Origin of the sequence: Achromobacter sp. Marseille-Q0513 (assembly GCF_018195695.1) — a bacterium.
GTDB lineage: Bacteria > Pseudomonadota > Gammaproteobacteria > Burkholderiales > Burkholderiaceae_B > Achromobacter.
The window spans coordinates 1-232 of the sequence record NZ_JAGTJY010000696.1 but is presented as its reverse complement, the minus strand read 5'-3'; the positions used below and the strand labels follow the sequence as shown (position 1 = coordinate 232).

General features: G+C 69.0%; 1 protein-coding gene. It reads right to left on the bottom strand.

From position 1 onward, the window contains the following. Positions 1-232, bottom strand: a 232-nt coding sequence (locus KDH83_RS32350) for a hypothetical protein (protein WP_212323323.1), incomplete at both ends; no start/stop codon positions are given.

The following is a 232-nucleotide window of genomic DNA, read 5'->3' as shown; positions in this document are numbered from 1 at the left end:
AGCAGCAGCACGTAGCCGCCGCCGCGCGTGGCGCTGCCCGGCTCGTGCGTGGCGATGCTCGCGCCCGGCCGCAACTCGATCTTGCCCAGCGCGTCCTTGAACGTGGGCTGCGTGCCGTTGGCATCGGTGTAGATGCCCTTGTCGCGGAATTGCTGATCGGTGATGGTGGCGGCGGCGGCCACCAGGTTGCGCGCGTTGACCTGGCTGGTGCCGGTGAAGATCACGCCGTTCT